The sequence below is a fragment of the Brevundimonas sp. FV1ye7S genome (genome assembly GCF_058680995.1).
Genome location: NZ_CM178726.1, coordinates 2,945,138 through 2,964,130, shown reverse-complemented (window position 1 = coordinate 2,964,130; position 18,993 = coordinate 2,945,138). Strand labels below are relative to the sequence as shown.

The following is an 18,993-nucleotide window of genomic DNA, read 5'->3' as shown; positions in this document are numbered from 1 at the left end:
CAAATCCGGCGCCAAGCCTTACGGGGGTCTTACCGACGTTTGCGGGACTGGAACACGAAGCCGATGATCTTGGCGGCGGCCTCGAAATGTTCCTTGGGAATGACGGCGTCGATCTCGACCGAGGCGTAAAGGGCGCGGGCCAGAGGGACGTTCTCGACGATCGGCACGCCATGTTCCTTGGCGACTTCACGGATACGCATGGCCAGGGCGTCGACCCCCTTGGCCACACAGACCGGCGCCCCGTCGCCCTCGCTGGGTTCGTAGCGCAGGGCCACCGAATAGTGGGTCGGGTTGGTCACGATGACCGTGGCCTTGGGCACATTGGCCATCATCCGCTGGCGGCTGCGCTGCATGCGGATCTGCTTCAGCTTGGCCTTGATGTGGGGATCGCCCTCGGACTGTTTGTAGTCTTCCTTCAGTTCTTCCTTGGTCATCCGCATCCGCTTGGCGAAGCGCATCTTCTGCCAGATGAAGTCGGCTCCGGCCGTCGCCCCCAGCAGGATGATGGCCGCCACGAACAGGGCCAGGGCCATGTCCCGCGCCAGCGGCAGCAGGGCCGCCGGGCTCAGGGTGACCATGTTCTCGAACTCGCGCACATGCGGCTTCAGCACCATCCAGCAGACCACGCAGACGGCGATCAGCTTCAGGAAGGTCTTGACGAACTGCATCAGGCCGTCGGGGCCGAAGATGCGCTTGAACCCCGACATCGGGTTCACCGACGACCATTTCGGCTTCAGCTTTTCGGCGGTGAAGATCAGGCCGGACTGGGCCAGGTGTCCGCCCGCCCCGCCGATGATGGTCGCCAGCATGACCGCTCCCAGGAAGGGGGTCATGGCCCAAAGAGCCTGGGCCAGAATCTGAGCCCCCGCCCCCGAATCCAGCATCCCCAGCATCTGGTGAGGGGCCGCGATAAAGGGCAGCAGCTGTTGCGCCATCGACCCGGCGAACCAGCCCCCGGCGCCCAGGATCACCGCCGCCGCCCCGGCCAGGGACAGCACCTGGCCGACGTCCTGAGACTTGGCGACGTCGCCCTTCTTTCGGGCGTCCTCGAGTTTTCGGGGGGTGGCGTCTTCTGTTTTCGACTCGGGATCGGTGTCGTCAGCCACCCGCCCCTCCCCCGAAGGCGCCGGCCGCGAACACCTCGGCGAGGCGGCGGTAGCGGTCGATGAAGACGGTGCCCAAGGCGCCCAGGCTGAGCGCGAAGATCGACAGGCCCAGGATGACGCTCAGAGGCGCGGCGGCGAAATAGACCTGGAACGACGGCATGACCCGCGCGATCAGGCCCGAGGCCAGGTTGAAGATCAGGGCGAACACCAGAACCGGCGCCGCCAACTGCACCCCCAGCAGGAAGCTGTCCCCCAGGGTCCGCACCGCCAATTCGGTGAAATCCCCCATGATCAGGGGCTTGGCCGGGGCGATCAGACTGTAGGAACCGACCATGCCGGCGATGAACAGGTGGTGGGTGTCGGTGGCGAAGATCAACGTCACCCCGAACAGCAGCAGGAACGAACCGACCGTCGACCCCGGCTGGGCCTGTAGCGGATTGGCCGTCTGGGCGAAGCTGAGGGTGGTCTGCAGCGAGACGATCTCGCCCGCCGTCATCAGCGACGTCAGGAACATGCGCAACAGCATGCCGATCATCAGGCCGACCACCACCTCGCGGATCACCCACCCGGCCATGCCGCCCAGGGTCTCGGGCAGGCCCGGCAGGCTGTCGCGCACCACAGGCCACAGCGCCAGGCTGATCAGCAGGGCCAGCGACAGGCGGATGCGCGGCGGCACATAGGTTTCCCCGAAGCCGGGGATCAGCATCAGGATCGCGCCGATGCGGGCGAAGATCAGCCCCCCGGCCCAGACCTGATCCGCGGTGGCGTAAGCCTCCACTACATGCCCGCGATGCGCGCCGCGATCTGGCGCATGAACCCGCCCAGCAGGGCGCCCATCAGCGGCAGGAACAGCAACAGGGACACGAAGATGGCGATGATCTTGGGCGCATAGATCAGGGTCTGTTCCTGAATCTGCGTCAGGGCCTGGAACAGGCCGATCACGACGCCCACGACCAGGCCGACCAGCAGGACCGGCAGGCACAGCTGGATCGTCAGCCAGATGGCGTCGCGCCCCACATCCAGAACTTCCGCGCCGTTCATCGGCCCACGCTCCCGCAAATCACTGGGCAGAAAATGCCGGGAGGATGGTTAACGGGGAGATAATGGCCGGATCCCTCCCCAATCCTTTTCGGTCTGTAGAAAGCAAATAGGAGCCATCTCCGCCCCAATGCCGGAACCGGCTTCCGGGCCGCCTGGACCGTCTCGTCAGTCCGACGGATCGTAGCGGGAATTCGGACGTGGGCTTGCTGTGAAATTCCACGATCTGCTGCGTGTTGCGACCCGTAGATGTATTTCAGGCGGGGTGAGATTCTGTGGCGGAACGACCTGAAAGTGCATGGCCGGCGGGCTGCGGTTCGACCTTCGTTGATCAAAAAAATCCACCAATCTTAGAGGCTTATCGATAGGTACAACTCCCTATCAGGCGTTTGAAGTCGGTTTAACCATATCCCTGGATGGTGCGTTCGGGTTGTGTTTTAGCGCGCCGTGGGGATGGGACGAGATATGAGAATACGCATACCAGTGGATGTGGCTGTCGAGGTTCGTGATGTTGCGAGCCTCCGAGGGTCGACTTTCCCGGTCGATGGCTCGCTCGTCATTCAGATGGCGCTGGCTTTCGTCCTGACCGCCCTCGGATGTTCGGCTGTCTGCAATCTGCACCAGGGTGCACGCTCGCCAGTGGCGTCCGTCGCTCGTCATGATCGATTTTTCGGGAGATAGGCTATGCGTTTCACCATCAAGGCCAAGTTGATCCTGACGTTCGGGGTGCTGATCGCGGCGATCGCCGTTTTAGTCGGCGTTTCCCTCAGTCATCTTTCGTCTCTGCACGCCGCCATCCATGAGGTTGTCGCCGGACCGGCCGCTCAACTGAGCCGGGCCCAGAGCATCCAGACCGAGTTCAGCAGCTATGTGAGGCGTGAGCGCGGCATGCTCCTGACCACCGACCCTGAAGCGGTGCGTGAGTTTTCCGAAGAGGTAGGCCGGGGCCGAGGCATGTTGGAAGACCTGCTGGCTCAAGGCCAGGCGGTCGCATCGGCAGACGCCAAGGCCGAGTGGGTTTCGCTCGCGAACGCCTGGTCAGAATACAAGCCGATCAGCGAAGAAATTCACAGGCTGGCGCTCGCCGGCGACGACGTCGGCGCCAAGGCGTTGATGTTGAACGAAGCGCGCGCCAGCCTTTCTGCGATCGAGGACTCCGCCCAAAACATCGTCGCGACGGACAAGGCGCTGATGGCGCAGGCCGAGGAGGGCGCCAATGCGGTGTTTGAGGAAGCGCGTGTAGGGCTGATCGTCGCCAGCGCCTTCGCTCTATTCGCTGCGGTCTTCGGTTGTGTCTGCATCACACTGATTGTTCGGAAGGGACTGATCCGCGCCACTGAGGCCGTTCGCGCCGTCGCCGAAGGCGATCTGACCCAGGCGGTCGTCGTCACCAGTCGGGACGAAATCGGCGACATGCTGGGCGACCTTAACCGGATGATCGAACGCCTCCGCAGCGTAGTCGGGGACGCGTTAGCGGCTGCAGACAATGTCTCGGCCGGCAGCCAGGAACTGTCGTCTTCGTCGGAACAGATGAGCCAGGGCGCGACCGAACAGGCCGCCGCCGCCGAACAGGCCTCGGCCTCGATGGAAGAGATGGCCGCCAACATCAAGCAGAACGCCGACAACGCGGCCCAGACCGAGAAGATCTCGCGTCAGTCGTCCAAGGACGCGGAAACCAGCGGTGAGGCCGTTCATCGCGCGGTCGAGGCCATGCGCACCATCGTCGCCAAGATCGGCATCGTGCAGGAGATCGCGCGCCAGACCGACCTGCTGGCCCTGAACGCGGCGGTCGAGGCCGCCCGGGCCGGGGAGCACGGCAAGGGCTTCGCCGTCGTCGCCTCGGAAGTGCGCAAGCTGGCCGAACGCAGCCAGACGGCCGCCGCCGAGATCGGCGCCGTCTCGGGCGACACCGTCAAGGCGGCCCAGGAAGCCGGCGAGATGCTGCAACGCCTGGTGCCGGACATCCGCAAGACCGCCGAACTGGTGTCGGAGATCAGCGCCGCCTGCCGCGAGCAGGACGTCGGCGCCAGCCAGATCAACGAGGCCATCCAGCAGCTGGACAAGGTGATCCAGCAGAACGCCGGCGCGGCCGAGGAAATGTCGGCCACCTCCGAGGAACTGGCGGCCCAGGCCGAGGAGCTGCAGACCTCGATCGCCTTCTTCCGCACGGACGCCGAAAGAGTCCCTGCCCGTGCTCAGGCCCGGGTCTCGACCTTCAAGTCTCCGGCCAAGCCGGCGGCCCGCCCGACGCCCAAGGCTGCGCCGGCCAAGCCCGCCGTCCACGCCCAGCAGGCCCGCGCCAAGGGCTTCGCCCTGGACCTGGCGACCGGCGGCGCGGACGACGAGGACATGGACTTCCGGGAGAGCGCCTGATGTCCGAAACCGCCAAGGGGCAAGGCGCCTCTGAGGGGCAATATGTGACCTTCGGCCTGGGCGACGAACTCTTCGCCGCCCCGGTCGGCCTGGTGCGGGAGATCCTGACCTATCAGGCGCCCTCGCGCATTCCCAACAGTCCGGACTATCTTCTGGGCCTGACGGACGTGCGGGGGCAGGGGGTTCCCACGGCGGATCTTCGGATCCGCCTGGGCATGGCGCCGACCGAGCCGACGCTGAACACCCGCATCCTGGTGCTGGACATTCCGCTGGAGGACCGGGTGCTCAGCCTGGGCCTGGTGGCGGACCGGGTGTTCGAGGTGGCGGTCTTCAGCGCCGACCAGATCGAGCCGTCGCCCGACATCGGGATCAAGTGGCGCTCGGACTATATCTCGGGCGTGGTGCGGCGCGAGGACGGCTTCGTCGTCCTGATCGACCTGCCTCGACTGCTGTCCAGCACCGACACCGTCTCTCTGGCGTCCTTCCCCAACATCGATCGAGCGGCCTGACGGCCGCCGACGGTCAGGCGGCTCGGATACTCGGACCACGTTTCCAGGTCCCCGGGGGTCCAAATCGGTCGCCGCAGCGTAATGGACGGGAAGAAGGCTTTTCTTTCTCGGCTCCGCTTCGCTAATAGGCCCGCAATGACTGATGCGCCCCCGACCGCCTCCCGACTGACCCAGGCCGACGCCGAGGCCGCCGTCCGCACCCTGATCGAATGGGCGGGCGACGATCCCGACCGCGAGGGCTTGCTGGAAACACCGGCGCGGGTGGCGCGCAGCTATCGCGAGCTGTTTTCGGGCTACGAGGTCGATCCCCTGTCCTATCTGGAGAAGACCTTCGAGGAGACGGGCGGTTACGACCAGCTGGTCGTGCTGAAGGACATCCGGTTCGTCAGCTTCTGCGAGCACCATATGCTGCCGGTCGTGGGCAAGGCCCATGTCGCCTATCTGCCGACCGACCGCGTGGTCGGCATTTCCAAACTGGCGCGCGTGGTGCGCGGCTTCGCCCGACGCCTGCAGATCCAGGAAAAGATGACGGCCGAGATCGCCGAGGCCATCCAGACCGTCCTGAAGCCCCAGGGCGTGGGCGTGGTCATCGAGGCCGAACACAGCTGCATGACCTTGCGTGGCGTCAACGCCCCCGGCGCCAGTCTGTCGACCAGCCACCTGATCGGCGTGGTCCGCGACGATCCCCGCACCCGCGAGGAGTTCCTGCGCCTCGTGCGCGGCTAGAGGTCCCACCACGGCCCGGCTCTTGCGAGATCGGGGTCATAGGAGGCGTTCGCCGTGCCCTGGAGCCTGATTTCGACCCGAAACGAGACAACCCCGATCGCCCGTGGCGGCTGGCTGGACGCGCTGCGTTTCATTGTGGCCTTCCTGATCATCCTGCATCACTTCCAGGGAGCCGGGCCGGTTCCTCTGGCCGAGGCCGTGCATCCGGTGTTCTCGCGTGGCGGCTTCCTGCTGACCAACTTCTTTCTGATCGATTCCGGCTATGTGCTGATGCGGGTCTATGGGGCCGCCGTGGGCCAGGGCCGGATGTCGGCGGGCGACTTCGTGCTGAAGCGGGTCCTTCGCGTGGTCCCCGCTCATCTGATCATGGGGCTGTCGCTGGTCGCCCTGGTGTTGCTCGGTGCGGCGGCGGGCGCCGCGCCGCGCAATCCGGAATGGTTCCGCTGGGACCAGCTGCCGGCCCAGTTGCTGCTGTTGCAGTCCTATGGCGTGCCCGGCGGCCTGGGCTGGAACGCCCCGACCTGGTCGATCTCGGCCCTGATCGGCTGCTATCTGTGTTTCCCCTGGATCCTGCGCGGTCTGACGCGACTGGGGCCCTGGGGCGCCCTGGCCCTGGGCGTCGCCGCCTATCTGACCGCCAACCAGCTGTGCTGGAGCCTGCTGGACCATCCCGTCTACCAGATGCCGATGGGTTACGGCTTCGTGCGCGCCCTGCCGCTGTTCTTCCTGGGCATGAGCCTGGCCTGGTTCGCCCAGAAGATCTGGATCGACCCCCGCCTGGCCGGCTGGGTCGGCGTCGCCGCCTTCCTCGGCCTGGCGCTCGCTCAGGCCTTCGGCAAGAACGCCCTGATCTCCCTGGCGATGATCTCCCTGATCATTCTGGCCGCCGGCGCCGTGCCGGTGCGTCGTCCGTCGAAATGGGTGGAGACCGCCGCCATGGTCTCCTTCTCGATGTTCATCTCAAATGAGATCGTCCGCATCGCCTGGTTCGGGGTGGTCAATGCGGCTGCGGCCCGCTTCGCCCTGTCGGCGCCCGTGCAGTGGGCGCTCTGGGGCGGCGGCGTGCTGGCGGCGGTCGCCTTCGCCTTCGCCTTCCATTTCGCGATCGACGACCGGATCCAGTCGCGGATCCGGTCCTGGCTGAAGCGCCGCCGTGGCGGACGTCGAACGACCCCGGTGGAAGCAGGGCCTGTGGTCTCGCTCGAGGGATAGGCCGTCAGTCCTCGTCGTCGTCCTCGGGCGAGTCGGGGATTTCCGGCGTGACGACGGCGGGGGCGATGGTCTTGATCTCGCCCAGCTTGGCGCCGGGGAAGGCCAAAAGCACCGCCTTGATGAAGGGGTCGGCCTCGACCTTCTCGCGCTCGGCGGCCCGCTCCTTCTTCTGGCGCTCGATCAGGGTCTCGCCGCCGCCCTGGCCGTTGGCGGCGATCAGCCAGGTGCGGCCGGTCCATTCCCGCAGCCGCCCGGCCAGGCGCCGCGCCAGTTCGACCGGCGCGCCCTCGACGCTTTCATAGACGATGGCGCCGGGCTTGAACGAGACCGGCTTGACGAACCGCTCGACATCCATCTGCAGACCGACTTCGCGTTTCTCGCCGATCAGGGCGACCACCTGCTCGAAGGTCTGCGGGTCGGGCAGGGCCGGGGCCATGACGGGCCGGGCGGCCAGTTGCGCGGACGTCCCTCCGCCGCCGCCTCCGCCGCCGCCACGTGGCGCGGAACCGCCGCCGAACGGTTCGCCGGACTGAAGTCGCTTCAACGCCTCCTCCGGTCCCGGCAGGTCGGCGGCGTAGGCCAGGCGGACAATGGCCATCTCGACCGCATCGGCCGGATTGGGCGCGCGGCGCACCTCGTCCAGCGCCTTCAGCAGCATCTGCCAGGTGCGCGACAGGGTGGCGGCCGGAATGGCGGCGCCCAGGGCCGCCAGCTTCTGCGCCTGGTCATTGGGCAGGCGGGTCGCGTTCGGACCCAGCATCTTGGCCACCGAGGCGGCGTGGCAGTGTTCCAGCAGGTCGTTGGTCACCTGCACCGGATCGGCGCCGAAGCCGTACAGGGTGCGGAAATTCTCCAGGGCCTCGGGCGTGCGGCCGGCCATGACGGATTCGAACAGGGCGATGGTCTGGCTGCGGTCGGCCAGGCCCAGCATGTCGCGGACCGTCTCGGTCTTGACCATCTCGCCGCGCTCGGCCTGGACCAGGGCCTGGTCCAGCAGGGACAGGCCGTCGCGCACCGAGCCTTCGGCCGCGCGCGAGATCAGGGCCAGGGCGTCCTGCTCGATCTTCATCCCCTCGCGTTCGGCGATCCGGCCCAGGTGGCCGATCAGGATCTCGGGCTCGACCCGACGCAGGTCGAATCTCTGGCAGCGGCTCAGGATCGTCACCGGCACCTTGCGGATCTCGGTGGTGGCGAAGATGAATTTGGCGTGGGGCGGCGGCTCTTCCAGCGTCTTCAGCAGGGCGTTGAACGCCTGCGTCGACAGCATGTGGACCTCGTCCAGCACATAGACCTTGTAGCGCGCCTCGACCGGGGCGTAGCGGACGCTCTCCAGGATGTCGCGGATGTCGTTGACGCCGGTGTGGGAGGCGGCGTCCATCTCCATCACGTCCATATGCTGGCCGGCCATGATGGCGGCGTCGTGCCGGCCGTGGGCGGTCAGGATCAGGGACGGCCGGTCGATGCTCTCCGTCTCGTTGTTCAGGGCGCGGGCCAGCAGGCGGGCGGTGGTCGTCTTGCCGACGCCGCGGACCCCGGTCAGCATGAAGGCGTGGGCGATCCGGCCGGTCGAGAAGGCGTTGGTCAGGGTGCGGACCATCGCCTCCTGCCCGATCAGGTCCTCGAAGGTGCGCGGCCGGTATTTGCGCGCCAGCACCTGATAGGCGGACCCGTCGTCGGCATGGGCCTCGACGCCGGCGTGGGCCTGGTCGGAGGGGGGCGCGGGGGCGGTCACGGCTGGGGGCGGTGCGACGGGCTCGGGCGTGGAGGCGGGCGCACCGAACATGTCGTCGGTGTTTTCGTCGCGCGCGAGGACCTCGTCCTCTTCCCAGGGCGGGCCGTCGAGATTCGTGTCGCTGTCCGTCATGGGCGAAGTCTTACAGCGGGTCAGGTCTGCAGCGAAGCGGGCGTTCACCGAAAAAGCCGGAATATCCCGGATCGAAAACGCAGCGTGAGCGCGTGATCACGCAGGCAGGTCCACCAGTCGGACGTGCCTGTATCCTCGCCCTTTCAAGTCTTTAACGATTCCAACGACGTCCATGTACCTATTGGACGCTTCCGGCTCGACGTAGATCGGATTTTTAAGGTCGAGCCCGAACTCGTAGAGGCGGCGACCGATCTCATTCGAAGGCGTTTGTGACGCCTGTTGTCCCGTCCATGTCGAAATCTCGACTGTGCCGTCAGGGTTGATATCGATCTGGGCGCCGTTTGTCTGAAGGGCGTTCTCGTAACATCCTATCGTTCGGTACAGCTTGAACTCGGTCAACTGCTGGCGCCGGTCTGCAGGGGCTGATCCGCAGGCGCACAATCCTAACAGTCCCAGAAGCCATACGGGTTTCATAAGGCGACGTTCGCAGAAGTTGTGCTTGCTCACAACCGCATTGTCTCAATCCGAGTTGGTCAAAGCTAACCACGCAGACGAGGCGCACAAACGCGCTCAAGCAGCGAGCCGCCGCGCGGCAAGCAATAGCGCCAAAAAGAATGAAGTAGAGACCGCGCGACCCGAAGGGGAATTCGTTGTGGCTGCTGCCTTCCGGCCCTGACCAGGTTGGCGAAGCCTTCGCCCGCGCGATCTCCGAGAGGGGATATGACGGGTGCGGCGAACGGAATCAAGGGTTACAAGGCCGCATGGCTCATCAGAACATCTTCGCCGGCAATCCCCTGGATCGGGCCGGCGACCTGCGCAACGATTCCGAATGGCTGGCCGAGCAGGAGGCCAATCCCGAAGCCCAGTCGATGGTGCTGTGGGAGGGGCGGCCGCTGGTCGAGGAGACGGCCGAGGGGCCGCGCCTGGCCTGGCTGTCGCTGAAACACGCGCGCGATATGGTTCCGGACCGCGATGTCTTCCTGGGTCTGTGGGCCGGGGCGCCGGTCTTCGCCATCGAGTTCGAAGGCTCGATCGATCCGGCCGAAGGGCCGGTGAGGGGATTGGGCGCCTTCCACGAGATGCGCGGCGCCGCAGCCATCCTGCCGGCCCAGGACGCGGCCATGGCGGGCGGGGCCAAGAGCCTGTTCGACTGGCGGCGCAAACATGGCTTCTGCGCCAACTGCGGCACGCTGAGCGAGACGACCTCCGGCGGATGGAAGCGGCGTTGTCCGGCCTGCGGGACCGAACATTTCCCGCGCGTGGACCCGGTCACCATCATGCTGCCGGTCTACAAGGGCGGGCCTGAGCCGATCTGTCTGCTGGGCCGCCAGGCGGCCTGGCCTGTCGGGCGGATGTCGGCCCTGGCCGGCTTCCTGGAGCCCGGCGAATCCATCGAGGAGGCCTGCGCCCGCGAGGTGAAGGAGGAGGCCGGCCTGACCGTGGTCGCCACGGCCTACCACTCCAGCCAGCCCTGGCCGTTCCCGTCGCAACTGATGATCGGCCTGATCGCCGAGGTGTCGGACGACCAGGCCCGGCCGGATCAGACCGAGCTGGAATCGGTGGCCTGGCTGACGCGGGCCGAGGCCAAGGCCGTGATCGCCGGCGACCATCCGACCATCCAGGCCCCGCCGCCCTTCGCCATCGCCCACAGCCTGATCAAGGCCTGGGCGGAGGAGGCCTGATCTCCCTCCCCTTCATGGGGAGGGGCGATTGCGCAGCGATCAGGGAGGGAGATTCGTCAGACCAGCGCTCGCGCCGCCTCCAGGTCCGCCGGATTGTCGACCGACAGGGGGGCTTCGTCGATGACGGCGGCCCAGATCTGCATGCCCATTTCCAGCGCCCGCAGCTGTTCCAGCTTCTCGCGCTTCTCCAGCGGCGATTGGGGCGCGGCGCAGAAGCGGTTCAGGGCCGCGCGGCGATAGCCGTAGACGCCGATGTGACGCCAGATCGGGGCGTCGCCGTACAGGGTGGAGCGTGTGAAATACAGGGCGCGGGCCTGGCGCTCGTTCTCTCCCAGGGCGAGGACGGCCTTGACCACGTCGGGGTTGGTGCGGTCCGACAGATCGGCCTCGGCGGCGACCAGGGTGGCGATGTCGCAGTTCGGCTCGCCGTGCAGAATGGCGGCGCAGGCGGTCGCCAAACCGGGATCGGCGAAGGGCATGTCGCCCTGGACATTGATCACGGCGTCGAAATCGCCTTCCGGGTCGATGGCGTCGACGGCGGCGCGGATGCGGTCCGAGCCCGAGGGCAGGTCGGGATCCGTCAGAATGGCCCGGCCGCCGATGGCCTCGATGACGGCGACGATCTCGGGATCGCCCGCGGCGACCGCGACCGGCAGGCCCGAGGCCTCGGCCTGCTGATAGGCCCGCACGATCATGGGTTTGCCGCCGATATCGGCCAGGGGCTTGTTCGGCAGACGGGTCGCCGCCATGCGAGCGGGTATCAATATCAACGGATTCATGAGTCTACTCGGAGCCTGCCTGGATCAGCCGCCGCTGTTGGAGCGTTCGCGCCGGTTGCGAACCCCGCGCTACCGTGTAAGACCTGATCAGGCAAGGAAGGCTTCGCTGCGTAAGACGGCGGAGGTGGGAAACCTTAGGGACGGGATGAGACGACGCGCATGAGCGGCGATCTGAAATGGAACAAGATATTCGGTGCGGCCCTGGGGACGGCGTTCGTCATCCTGGTCGTGCAACAGGCGTCGGGCCTGATCTATCATTCCGCGCCGCCGGAAAAGATGGGGTATTTCGTCGATGCGCCCGATGAGGCCGCCGGCGCTGAACAGGCCGAGCTGCCGCCGGATTGGGGCACGGTCCTGCCGGCCGCCGATCTGGCCGCCGGCGAGGCCGCGTTCGCGCGCTGCCAGGCCTGCCACAATGCGGCGCAGGGCGGGGCCGACGGCATCGGCCCGAACCTGTTTGGCGTCGTGGGCGGCCCGGTCATGCACCGGGCGGGCTTCGCCTATTCGGACGCCATGGCCAAGCACAAGGCCGAGGCGCCGACCTGGGGCTATGACGAACTGAACAGCTTCATCACCGCTCCGGCTCGCTATGTGCCGGGCACCAAGATGTCCTTCGCCGGCATTCGCGATACGCAGACGCGGATCAATCTGATCGCCTGGCTGCGGAACCAGGGCTCGGGCGGCTTCGCCATTCCGGCGCCCGATCCGGCCCGTCAGCCCGGCGCGACGGCCCCGGCCGAAGGAGAAGCGGCGCCTGCCGAGGGCGCGCCTGCGACCGAGGCGACCGGCGAAACCCCGGCTGTCGGCGCTGCGCCCACGACCCAGCAGACCCCGGCGGCTCCGCCCGCTGCGACCAGCGCAGCGCCGCCGAACACCTGAGATCGACCTCGCATGGTCGGAATTGAAGCGGGGCGGCCTTTGCAGGCCGCCCCGTCGTCTTTTTGGGCCCTGATCGCGGGTGGTCAGAGAATCTGCGCCGCCTGCTCGAACGACAGGCGCGGCGAGCGCGGGAAAAGGTTCTCTTCCGTGCCGTAGCCGAGGTTGAGGATGTAGTTCGGCTCGACATTGCTGTCGGGGAAGAATTCCGCCTTCACGGCGGCGGCGTCGAAGCCGGACATGGGGCCGACGTCCAGGCCCAGGGCCCGGGCGGCGATGGTCAGATATCCGCCCTGAAGCGAGGCGTTGCGGAAGGCGCTCTCGCGACGTCCGGCCTCATCGGCGAACCAGGCCTTGGCCCCCGGCGCGTGCGGGAACAGGGCGTCCAGATGCTCGTGGAAGTCGATGTCCTGGGCGATGATCAGGTTCACCGGCGCCTGCTGCGTCTTGGCGCGATTGCCCTCGCTCATCAGCGGGGTCAGCCGCGCCTTGGCCTCGGGCGAGGTGACGAAGACGAACCGGGCGGGGCTGGCGTTGACGGCCGTGGGGCCGAACTTGGTCAGGTCGTACAGTTTGTGCAGCAGGTCCGGCGCGACCGGGCGGTCGCTCCAGGCGTTGCGGGTGCGCGCCTCGGTGAAGAGTTGCGACAGGGCGGCGTCCGACAGCGGGGCGTCGCGTTGGGTGGCGGCATCATAGGCCATGGGAAGGCGTCCTGATCATGAAAAGCAACAAATGCAGGTGCTGATCTAGTCGCTTCAGCAACTGTTTCAAGTGCAAATCAGGCAATCCATCGTTTCCGAGGGGGCGCACGTCATCCGGGCGAAACACCCCTGTCGCACCGGCCGGCTTCGTCTTATCTAGGGGGCATGAAAGACCTTACCCAACTGATGCAGCAGGCCCAGGCGATGCAGCAAAAGCTGCAGGACGCCCAGGCGAAGATGGCCGAAACCTCCGCCGAAGGCTCCTCGGGCGGCGGCCTTGTGACCGTGGCCCTGAAGGGCGCCGGCGAGATCACCGCGATCAAGATCGACGACAGCCTGCTGTCGCCCGGCGAGGGCGAGATCCTGGCCGACCTGATCGTGGCCGCCCACGCCGACGCCAAGCGCAAGCTGGACGAGGTCAACAACGCCCTGATGCGCGAGGCCGCCGGCCCCATGGCCGGGATGAATATTCCCGGAATGCCGAAACTGTTCTGATGGCTGCTTCCGCCGGGCCGGAGATCGAGCGGCTGATCTCCCTTCTCGCCAAACTGCCAGGGCTCGGCCCGCGCTCGGCCCGGCGCGCGGCCCTGGCCCTGCTGAAGCGGCGCGAGCAGTTGCTTGTGCCGCTGGCGGCGTCCCTGGCCGAGACGGCCGAGAAGGTGGTGTCTTGCTCGGTCTGCGGCGCGCCCGACACGCGCGACCCCTGCGCCATCTGTTCCGACGGATCGCGCGACAACGGCCTGATCTGCGTGGTCGAGGAGGCCGGCGCCCTGTGGGCCATGGAGCGGTCCGGCGCCTTCCGCGGCAAATATCATGTGCTGGGCGGCCTGCTGTCGGCGCTCGACGGGGTCGGCCCCGAGCATCTGCGCATCGCCGAACTGGTCGGGCGCGTCAGACACCAGAACGAGGGGGGCGGGGCTGTGCGCGAGGTCGTCCTGGCCCTGCCCGCCACCGTCGACGGCCAGACCACGGCCCATTATGTCGCCGAACGCATCTCGGGCCCCGACGTCCAGGTCACCTCCCTGGCCCGCGGCGTGCCGGTGGGCGGCGAACTGGACTGGCTGGACGACGGTACTATCGTTCAGGCCATGCGCGCGCGCCGGCCGGCGTAAAGACGCCGCTCCCGGCTTTTCCGGGAGGGCGACTCCCGCTAGGAACGGAGCATGAACATGCTCGCGCTGATCCTCGCCGTTCTCGCCGCCGCCCTGGGGGGCGGTTTCCTGTGGGCCTATATGGGCTGGCAGAGGGCGCAGGGGGCGTTGTCGGCCGCCCTGGCGCGGATTGATCTGGTCGAGGAAAGCCGGGTCACCATGGGCGAGCTGCTGAAGGCCCAGGCGGCCCAGTCGGCCCAGGTGGTGGCCGACCAGATGGTCAGTCGCGCGACCGAGACCTTCCGCGCCCAGGACCAACTGGCGCGCGAGCGTATGGCGGCCCAGCTGAAGCCGGTGGCCGACACCCTGACGAAGTTTCAGGAACATGTGGCGGCGCTGGAGAAGACCCGCGCCGAGGAGACCGGGGGTCTCAAGGAGCAGCTGACCCAGTTGATGGCCGCTTCGTCGGCGACGCGGGACGAGGCGCGCAAATTGACCGAGGCCCTGCGCGGCAATACCGGGCGGCGCGGCCGCTGGGGCGAACAGACCTGCCGCAATGTGCTGGAGGCCGCCGGCATGGCCGGCCGGTTCGACTTCACCGAACAGACCTCCAGCGCCGATGACGAGGGGCGGCAGAACCGGCCCGACTTCCTGGTGCGCCTGCCCGGCGGGGGCCTGTTCGTCATCGACGCCAAGGTGCCGCTGGCCTTCGACGACGAGGAGGGGGACGAGGAGGCGCGCGCCCGCTCGGTCGGCCTGCGCATCGCCGCCAGCCTGAAGACCCATGTGCGCCAGCTGTCGTCCAAGGCCTATCAGGACCAGTTCAAGCCCAGCCCCGATTTCGTCGTCCTGTTCGTGCCGGGCGACAGCTTCCTGTCCACCGCCCTGGACCATGCGCCGGACCTGTTGTCGGACGCAATGGAGTCGCGGGTCGTCATCGCCACTCCCTCCACCCTGTTCGCCCTGTGCAAGGCCGTCGCCTACGGCTGGCGGGCCGAGGAACAGGCGGCCAACGCCGACAAGGTCGCCGCCCTGGGGCGCGAACTCTACAAACGGCTGTCGGTCATGGGCGGCCACGCCTCGGCGGTCGGCCGGGCGCTGGATCAGGCGGTCGGGAAATATAACCAGTTCGTCGGCTCGCTGGAGAGCCAGGTCATGGTGTCCGCCCGCCGGTTCGAGGATCTGCAGGTGGACCACGAAGGCAAGGAGATCCCCGCCCTGGCCCAGGTCGAAACCCAGCCGCGCACCATCACCCGGCCGGAGCTGACGGGGCCGGCAGACAACTGAGCTTGTCTCTTTGACAAGGGTGCTTGACATCCTTGGGTCGCGAGGTAAAGTGTCCTTGTCATAAAGACAAGGAGGCGTTCCATGCCGCGGACTGTCGTGAAAATCTTGATCGGCTCGGCTGTAGCCATGGTCGCTCTGATCATCCTCTCCGGCGTCGCTGGATACGCGGTCGGCTATTTCTTCGCCGACGACCCTGACGCCATGGCCCGGTTTGAGGCGGCGGTCGCGCCAGTCGTGCTCGGCGTGTTGGGTGTCGGGCTTATGTCCGCCGCCCTATGGACGGCCGTGCTGTGGATGCGTTCGATCGATGAGGCGGCGCGCGAGGCTCACAAGTCGGCCTGGTTCTGGGGCGGCTCGACGGGCATGATGCTGGGCGGCATCGCGATTATTCTGTCCTTCCTGCCCCAGGCGTCGGAATGGCGTCTTCCCTTCACCTTCTTCGACCGGGATGACCCCGCCATCCATGCGGCCATCGGCGCCTATGCGATGATTTTGCTGATGCTGCTCGGCTACGGCCTCGCCTGGGCCTGGTGGTGGTGGAAGCGCCGTTGAGGGCTGAACCATGAACAACCGCCTCAAGGTGCTGCGGGCCGAGCGCGACTGGTCTCAGGCCCATCTCGCCGAACTGCTGGGCGTCTCGCGACAGACCGTCAATGCGCTGGAGACCGGTCGCTACGACCCGTCCCTGCCGCTGGCCTTCAAGATCGCCCGCATCTTCGAACAACCGATCGAGTCCATTTTCTCGGAAGAGGAGAACAACGGATGACCGCTTCACCCCCCAAAAACGCTCGCCTGCCGCGTCGTCTGCTGGTCGGCTTCGGCTTCGGCGCGGTCATGGGGGCCGCCGGCTATGTCTTCGGCCGAACGGTCCTGCCCCAGCTGATCGGGCCGGACGCCCTGGACGGCCTGAACCTGCGATGGTCAGACGCCCTGGCGGCCTTGACTGGAATCGCCCTGATGATCGGCGCCGGTGCGGTCATGGTCATCAGTCTGGACCCGCGCCGCCTGGCCCGAATGTACCATCTGGAAGAGCCCGCCTCGCCTGAGGAGGTCGGCCAGGCCCGCTTCCAGGCGGCCGTCCTAGGCTTCTCCGGCTTCATCCTGCTGCTGCCCCTGGCCTTCTCTCTGGCGGGACTGGCCGGCGGCCTGGCGATGGGCCTGATCATTCTGCTGTTCGCCGTTCATACGGTGCTGAACATCAGGATGTGGCGCGGCGTCGATGAACTGCTGCGCCGTGCCACCCTGGAGGCCGCCACCGCGACCTTCTTCCTGGGCCAGGGCCTGCTCTTCCTCTGGGCGGCGGCCGAGCGGCTCAGCCTGCTGCCGCCGCTCACCGCCTGGGACGTCTACGCCGTCCTGATGACCCTCTACCTGTTCGTCTCCGCCGTCGTGTCCGCCCGTCGTGGGCTCGCCTAAACCCCAACATTTCCACATCTTTTCAACCGAGGAAACAACCATGACCCTTTCCAAACGCCTCAAGTCTTCCGTTTCCACCCTCACCCAGGGCGTCGTCGGCGTCGCCGCCGGCCTGGCCCTGGTCTTCGCCATCGCCGGCGCTCCGGCCCAGGCCCTGGCCCAGCCCCAGACCCAGGCCGCTCCGGCGCCCGTCCCCGCTGCGGCGCCCGCCATTCAGGGCCAGGGACCGGCCCTGTGGGTGGTCAAGGATGCGGACTCGACCCTGTATCTGTTCGGCACGGTCCATGTGCTGCGCCCGACCACCGGCTGGAACAGCCCACGCGTCCAGGCCGCCTTCGAAAGCGCCTCGGACATCTGGTTCGAAATCAGCAATCCCGATGACCAGGCGGCCGTCATCCCCCTGGTGCAGCAATACGGCATGTCGCCCCAGACCCCGCTGTCCAGCCGTCTGACGGCCGAGGAAGTGGCCCAGCTGGACGTCGCCGCCCAGACCATCGGTCTCACCGCCGCACAGATGGAGCCGATGAAGCCCTGGCTGGTCGGTCTGACCCTGTCGGTCGCCCCCCTGCTGAAGGCCGGCTATGATCCCCAGTCCGGCGTCGAGCAGGCCCTGAAGGCGCGCGCCATCGCGGCGGGCAAGCCCGTGCATGGTCTGGAAACGATCGAGGAACAGATCGGCATGCTGGCCACCTTGCCTGACGACGTCCAGCTGGAGCTCCTGCGCGAGACGTTGAAGGACTATGATCAGGCGGTGGTCCGGCTCGATTCCATGGTCGAGGCCTGGGCCAAGGGCGACGTTAAAGCCCTGGACAAGATCGTCGTCGAGGAGATGAAGACCGACGCCCCGGATCTGTACAAGGTGCTGCTGGTCGACCGGAACACCGACTGGGCCGACCAGATCCAGACCCAACTCCAGGGCTCCGGCACCGCCTTCATCGCCGTGGGCGCCGCCCACCTGACCGGCGACGACAGCGTCCAGTCGATCCTGAAGTCGCGCGGCGTCGCCGTCGAAAGCGTCGAATAGTTGTAAAGGGCGGCGGCGCTCAGGCCTGATTGACGCCCCAGGCGAAGATCACCCACAGCGCCGCCGCCGCCACGCCCGCCAATATCGTGGAGGCAAGACAGCCGAAGCCGAGGCCGCCCAGGCCGCCGCCGTCGTTTCCTCGCCGCATTTCGCATCCTCCCCGACAAGACCTTGCCCCGCCGCCTTGAGCCGCGCCAGACCTCCGTCTAAGGAAGACGTCGCGCGGGCGTAGTTCAGAGGTAGAACGTCAGCTTCCCAAGCTGAATGTCGTGGGTTCGATTCCCATCGCCCGCTCCAATTTCAATAGAAAAGCTGGCCGGGCGAGAAGTCTGCAAATTTGCGATTGGCTTTGCAAAAAAATCTGGCTTCGTTCGCAGGTTCGGAGTTGGAAGTTCCAATTTGGTCTGCCTGGTAAACGGACGCCTGAGGGCTCCCATTCGTCGCGTGTTCGACTCCCTGATTGTCTTTTCGACGCCTGAATGAGGGGTTTCTCCGTATGCGCCGTTCCTGAATAGGCGGGTCTTCACAATCCGTCCGCAACGAAGGCGTAGAAGGAGGCGGTTCATGGCGAGATGGCGAGCAGGCATGGCCGACGACCTGCGGGACGGGGATTACGCTGGAGAACGTGCGCTGGCCGATCTTTCCAGGCGGTCGCGGCCGGCCCTGCTGCGCTATTTTCAGCGCAGGGGGCTGTCCGCGTCGGACGCGGAAGACGCGGTGCAGGATGTCTTTCTGCGCCTGTCGCGGCGACCGGATATCGTAGGCTGGGACCATGGGGAGGCCTATCTTTTCGAAACGGCCGCCTCGGTCGCGATCGATCGCCACCGCCGCGCCCACACACGCCGAGAGGACCAGCACACGGCCTATGACGAGGCCCGGCACGCCGTGCCCGACCATTCTGTCGAACGCATCGTCGAAGGTCGGCAGGAACTGCAGCGCCTGATCGAATGCCTGCGGCTGATGCCGGAACGCACCCGCCACGTCGTGATGCTCGCTCGCCTGGAACGCCTGACCCATGCGCAGATCGCGCGACGGTTGGGGATATCGATCAGCACGGTCGAGCGTCGGCTGGTCAAGGGCATGGCCCAACTCGCCGCGCAGCTCGGAGAGGCGGGGCAATGAGGAGAAACACGAAGCGATCCGCTCCCGATCTGCTTGAAACGGCGGGCGAATGGGCGCTTAGGGCGGAGGCCGGCCTCAGCCCCCGGGATGAGGCGCGGCTCGCCGCCTGGCTCGAGGTCGCGCCGAATCATCGGGCCGCCTATGATGCGGTCCTTCACGCGGACCAAGCGTTGGGAAGGCATGGCGC

Annotated in this window: 22 protein-coding genes, 1 tRNA gene and 1 other RNA gene; 15 read left to right on the top strand and 9 right to left on the bottom strand. The window is 66.9% G+C overall.

Features of this window, described 5'->3' with window-relative positions; all coding sequences use genetic code 11:
- Positions 1–29: 29 nt before the first annotated feature.
- From flhB to fliQ, 3 genes are read right to left on the bottom strand one after another with little or no spacing between them, the layout of a single operon-like run.
- Complete coding sequence (gene flhB, locus ACW18C_RS14435) at positions 30–1,106, bottom strand: flagellar biosynthesis protein FlhB (RefSeq protein ID WP_008262919.1); 1,077 nt, start codon at positions 1,104–1,106, stop codon at positions 30–32.
- Positions 1,099–1,884 carry a flagellar biosynthetic protein FliR gene (gene fliR, locus ACW18C_RS14430; protein ID WP_183198784.1) on the bottom strand — a complete coding sequence of 262 codons (786 nt, stop codon included), beginning with the start codon at positions 1,882–1,884 and terminating at the stop codon, positions 1,099–1,101. The genes flhB and fliR overlap by 8 nt, the downstream gene beginning before the upstream one ends.
- Positions 1,884–2,147, bottom strand: a complete 264-nt coding sequence (gene fliQ / locus ACW18C_RS14425; protein WP_008258892.1) for a flagellar biosynthesis protein FliQ — start codon at positions 2,145–2,147, stop codon at positions 1,884–1,886. Before fliQ ends, fliR begins: the two co-directional genes overlap by 1 nt.
- Before the next feature lie 681 nt (positions 2,148–2,828).
- On the opposite strand from fliQ, the gene ACW18C_RS14420 reads away from it, so the two are divergent.
- The 4 genes from ACW18C_RS14420 (at position 2,829) to ACW18C_RS14405 (ending at position 6,964) form a co-directional block, all read left to right on the top strand.
- Complete coding sequence (locus ACW18C_RS14420; protein ID WP_492071628.1) at positions 2,829–4,517, top strand: methyl-accepting chemotaxis protein; 1,689 nt, start codon at positions 2,829–2,831, stop codon at positions 4,515–4,517.
- On the top strand, positions 4,517–5,026 hold the full coding sequence (locus ACW18C_RS14415; RefSeq protein WP_492071626.1) for a chemotaxis protein CheW: 510 nt from the start codon (positions 4,517–4,519) through the stop codon (positions 5,024–5,026). Before ACW18C_RS14420 ends, ACW18C_RS14415 begins: the two co-directional genes overlap by 1 nt.
- Before the next feature lie 135 nt (positions 5,027–5,161).
- The gene (folE, locus tag ACW18C_RS14410; RefSeq protein WP_008264053.1) at positions 5,162–5,752 is read left to right on the top strand and encodes a GTP cyclohydrolase I FolE; all 591 of its coding nucleotides are present in this window, start codon (positions 5,162–5,164) and stop codon (positions 5,750–5,752) included.
- Positions 5,753–5,806: 54 nt separating this feature from the next.
- Positions 5,807–6,964, top strand: a complete 1,158-nt coding sequence (locus ACW18C_RS14405; RefSeq protein ID WP_492071625.1) for an acyltransferase family protein — start codon at positions 5,807–5,809, stop codon at positions 6,962–6,964.
- A 4-nt stretch (positions 6,965–6,968) separates the two neighbouring features.
- Here the strand turns inward: ACW18C_RS14405 and ACW18C_RS14400 are convergent, their stop codons facing one another.
- The 3 genes from ACW18C_RS14400 to ffs all read right to left on the bottom strand — a co-directional run bounded on the left by ACW18C_RS14400 (position 6,969) and on the right by ffs (position 9,540).
- Positions 6,969–8,828 carry a DNA polymerase III subunit gamma/tau gene (locus ACW18C_RS14400; RefSeq protein ID WP_492071623.1) on the bottom strand — a complete coding sequence of 620 codons (1,860 nt, stop codon included), beginning with the start codon at positions 8,826–8,828 and terminating at the stop codon, positions 6,969–6,971.
- Between the two features lie 96 nt (positions 8,829–8,924).
- A complete protein-coding gene (locus ACW18C_RS14395) occupies positions 8,925–9,227 on the bottom strand; it encodes a hypothetical protein (RefSeq protein WP_492071621.1) in 303 nt (100 codons plus the stop codon).
- 217 nt (positions 9,228–9,444) lie between these two features.
- Positions 9,445–9,540, bottom strand: an RNA gene (gene ffs / locus ACW18C_RS14390) — signal recognition particle sRNA small type.
- Between the two features lie 49 nt (positions 9,541–9,589).
- Here ffs and nudC point away from each other — a divergent pair.
- A complete protein-coding gene (nudC, locus tag ACW18C_RS14385; protein WP_492071619.1) occupies positions 9,590–10,510 on the top strand; it encodes an NAD(+) diphosphatase in 921 nt (306 codons plus the stop codon).
- 56 nt (positions 10,511–10,566) lie between these two features.
- On the opposite strand, the gene ACW18C_RS14380 is transcribed toward nudC, so the two are convergent.
- A complete protein-coding gene (locus ACW18C_RS14380) occupies positions 10,567–11,289 on the bottom strand; it encodes a 3-deoxy-manno-octulosonate cytidylyltransferase (RefSeq protein ID WP_492071617.1) in 723 nt (240 codons plus the stop codon).
- Positions 11,290–11,448: 159 nt separating this feature from the next.
- Here ACW18C_RS14380 and ACW18C_RS14375 point away from each other — a divergent pair, with 159 nt between their 5' ends.
- The gene (locus tag ACW18C_RS14375; protein WP_008260941.1) at positions 11,449–12,168 is read left to right on the top strand and encodes a c-type cytochrome; all 720 of its coding nucleotides are present in this window, start codon (positions 11,449–11,451) and stop codon (positions 12,166–12,168) included.
- Positions 12,169–12,251: 83 nt separating this feature from the next.
- On the opposite strand, the gene ACW18C_RS14370 is transcribed toward ACW18C_RS14375, so the two are convergent.
- The gene (locus ACW18C_RS14370) at positions 12,252–12,866 is read right to left on the bottom strand and encodes a malonic semialdehyde reductase (RefSeq protein WP_492071615.1); all 615 of its coding nucleotides are present in this window, start codon (positions 12,864–12,866) and stop codon (positions 12,252–12,254) included.
- A gap of 165 nt (positions 12,867–13,031) precedes the next feature.
- Here ACW18C_RS14370 and ACW18C_RS14365 point away from each other — a divergent pair, with 165 nt between their 5' ends.
- The 7 genes from ACW18C_RS14365 to ACW18C_RS14335 all read left to right on the top strand — a co-directional run bounded on the left by ACW18C_RS14365 (position 13,032) and on the right by ACW18C_RS14335 (position 17,684).
- Positions 13,032–13,361, top strand: coding sequence for a YbaB/EbfC family nucleoid-associated protein (locus tag ACW18C_RS14365; protein WP_008260925.1), 330 nt, complete (start codon positions 13,032–13,034; stop codon positions 13,359–13,361).
- Positions 13,361–13,978 (top strand): recombination mediator RecR, encoded by a 618-nt coding sequence (gene recR / locus ACW18C_RS14360; protein WP_008259401.1) that lies wholly within the window; start codon positions 13,361–13,363, stop codon positions 13,976–13,978. The genes ACW18C_RS14365 and recR overlap by 1 nt, the downstream gene beginning before the upstream one ends.
- A 51-nt stretch (positions 13,979–14,029) precedes the next feature.
- Positions 14,030–15,244 (top strand): DNA recombination protein RmuC, encoded by a 1,215-nt coding sequence (locus ACW18C_RS14355; protein ID WP_492071614.1) that lies wholly within the window; start codon positions 14,030–14,032, stop codon positions 15,242–15,244.
- 81 nt (positions 15,245–15,325) lie between these two features.
- Entirely contained in the window at positions 15,326–15,796 is a 471-nt protein-coding gene (locus ACW18C_RS14350) for a hypothetical protein (RefSeq protein ID WP_292149685.1), read from the top strand.
- A 10-nt stretch (positions 15,797–15,806) separates the two neighbouring features.
- The gene (locus ACW18C_RS14345) at positions 15,807–16,010 is read left to right on the top strand and encodes a helix-turn-helix transcriptional regulator (RefSeq protein ID WP_492071613.1); all 204 of its coding nucleotides are present in this window, start codon (positions 15,807–15,809) and stop codon (positions 16,008–16,010) included.
- A complete protein-coding gene (locus ACW18C_RS14340; protein WP_492071612.1) occupies positions 16,007–16,660 on the top strand; it encodes a hypothetical protein in 654 nt (217 codons plus the stop codon). The genes ACW18C_RS14345 and ACW18C_RS14340 overlap by 4 nt, the downstream gene beginning before the upstream one ends.
- Positions 16,661–16,700: 40 nt before the next feature.
- Positions 16,701–17,684 (top strand): TraB/GumN family protein, encoded by a 984-nt coding sequence (locus tag ACW18C_RS14335; RefSeq protein ID WP_492071610.1) that lies wholly within the window; start codon positions 16,701–16,703, stop codon positions 17,682–17,684.
- A gap of 19 nt (positions 17,685–17,703) precedes the next feature.
- Here the strand turns inward: ACW18C_RS14335 and ACW18C_RS14330 are convergent, their stop codons facing one another.
- The gene (locus tag ACW18C_RS14330) at positions 17,704–17,832 is read right to left on the bottom strand and encodes a hypothetical protein (protein WP_492071609.1); all 129 of its coding nucleotides are present in this window, start codon (positions 17,830–17,832) and stop codon (positions 17,704–17,706) included.
- A 74-nt stretch (positions 17,833–17,906) separates the two neighbouring features.
- Between ACW18C_RS14330 and ACW18C_RS14325 the strand changes: the two genes are divergently transcribed.
- Together ACW18C_RS14325 and ACW18C_RS14320 are read left to right on the top strand one after the other, a co-directional pair.
- Positions 17,907–17,981, top strand: a tRNA-Gly gene (locus tag ACW18C_RS14325).
- 288 nt (positions 17,982–18,269) lie between these two features.
- The gene (locus ACW18C_RS14320) at positions 18,270–18,806 is read left to right on the top strand and encodes an RNA polymerase sigma factor (RefSeq protein ID WP_492071607.1); all 537 of its coding nucleotides are present in this window, start codon (positions 18,270–18,272) and stop codon (positions 18,804–18,806) included.
- The last annotated feature ends 187 nt before the right edge of the window (positions 18,807–18,993 follow it).

What these genes read in the sequence shown, in the direction of transcription:
- fliQ (WP_008258892.1), bottom strand. Translation starts at nt 2,147, where the DNA reads ATGAACGGCGCGGAAGTTCTGGATGTGGGGCGCGACGCCATCTGGCTG.
- ACW18C_RS14420 (WP_492071628.1), top strand. Translation starts at nt 2,829, where the DNA reads ATGCGTTTCACCATCAAGGCCAAGTTGATCCTGACGTTCGGGGTGCTG.
- ACW18C_RS14415 (WP_492071626.1), top strand. Translation starts at nt 4,517, where the DNA reads ATGTCCGAAACCGCCAAGGGGCAAGGCGCCTCTGAGGGGCAATATGTG.
- folE (WP_008264053.1), top strand. Translation starts at nt 5,162, where the DNA reads ATGACTGATGCGCCCCCGACCGCCTCCCGACTGACCCAGGCCGACGCC.
- ACW18C_RS14400 (WP_492071623.1), bottom strand. Translation starts at nt 8,828, where the DNA reads ATGACGGACAGCGACACGAATCTCGACGGCCCGCCCTGGGAAGAGGAC.
- nudC (WP_492071619.1), top strand. Translation starts at nt 9,590, where the DNA reads ATGGCTCATCAGAACATCTTCGCCGGCAATCCCCTGGATCGGGCCGGC.
- ACW18C_RS14380 (WP_492071617.1), bottom strand. Translation starts at nt 11,289, where the DNA reads ATGAATCCGTTGATATTGATACCCGCTCGCATGGCGGCGACCCGTCTG.
- ACW18C_RS14375 (WP_008260941.1), top strand. Translation starts at nt 11,449, where the DNA reads ATGAGCGGCGATCTGAAATGGAACAAGATATTCGGTGCGGCCCTGGGG.
- ACW18C_RS14370 (WP_492071615.1), bottom strand. Translation starts at nt 12,866, where the DNA reads ATGGCCTATGATGCCGCCACCCAACGCGACGCCCCGCTGTCGGACGCC.
- ACW18C_RS14365 (WP_008260925.1), top strand. Translation starts at nt 13,032, where the DNA reads ATGAAAGACCTTACCCAACTGATGCAGCAGGCCCAGGCGATGCAGCAA.
- recR (WP_008259401.1), top strand. Translation starts at nt 13,361, where the DNA reads ATGGCTGCTTCCGCCGGGCCGGAGATCGAGCGGCTGATCTCCCTTCTC.
- ACW18C_RS14355 (WP_492071614.1), top strand. Translation starts at nt 14,030, where the DNA reads ATGAACATGCTCGCGCTGATCCTCGCCGTTCTCGCCGCCGCCCTGGGG.
- ACW18C_RS14350 (WP_292149685.1), top strand. Translation starts at nt 15,326, where the DNA reads ATGCCGCGGACTGTCGTGAAAATCTTGATCGGCTCGGCTGTAGCCATG.
- ACW18C_RS14345 (WP_492071613.1), top strand. Translation starts at nt 15,807, where the DNA reads ATGAACAACCGCCTCAAGGTGCTGCGGGCCGAGCGCGACTGGTCTCAG.
- ACW18C_RS14340 (WP_492071612.1), top strand. Translation starts at nt 16,007, where the DNA reads ATGACCGCTTCACCCCCCAAAAACGCTCGCCTGCCGCGTCGTCTGCTG.
- ACW18C_RS14335 (WP_492071610.1), top strand. Translation starts at nt 16,701, where the DNA reads ATGACCCTTTCCAAACGCCTCAAGTCTTCCGTTTCCACCCTCACCCAG.
- ACW18C_RS14330 (WP_492071609.1), bottom strand. Translation starts at nt 17,832, where the DNA reads ATGCGGCGAGGAAACGACGGCGGCGGCCTGGGCGGCCTCGGCTTCGGC.
- ACW18C_RS14320 (WP_492071607.1), top strand. Translation starts at nt 18,270, where the DNA reads ATGGCCGACGACCTGCGGGACGGGGATTACGCTGGAGAACGTGCGCTG.